Below are 261 nucleotides of genomic sequence, written 5' to 3' on the forward strand. Positions count from 1 at the left end.
GGCTGTGGTGGCACGCAGTTGGTGGCAGGCGCAGCAGGCGGTGCTGGGCCTGAAGGTGGATTGGGTGGCACCCGCATCGGGAAAACTGGATACCAAAATCATTGCTGAGGCGCTGGAGACCGTGGCGCGGCGCGGTGGTGGCAAGACCTTTTTTAGCGCTGGTAACGTAAAGGATGCGGAGACGTTTTCGGCCACCACAGTGGAGTCGCTTTACAGCGCGCCCTATCTGGCGCACGCCACCCTAGAGCCCATGAATTGCAC

The 261-nt window shown here is 61.3% G+C and carries 1 protein-coding gene; it reads left to right on the top strand.

Going from position 1 to position 261, the window contains the following annotated elements:
• Window positions 1–261 (top strand): hypothetical protein (locus tag H5993_RS09300; RefSeq protein WP_428980939.1); only part of this gene is annotated, 261 nt, incomplete at both ends.

The organism is Limosilactobacillus alvi (genome assembly GCF_016900115.1).
In the GTDB taxonomy this organism is placed as follows: Bacteria; Bacillota; Bacilli; order Lactobacillales; family Lactobacillaceae; genus Limosilactobacillus; species Limosilactobacillus alvi.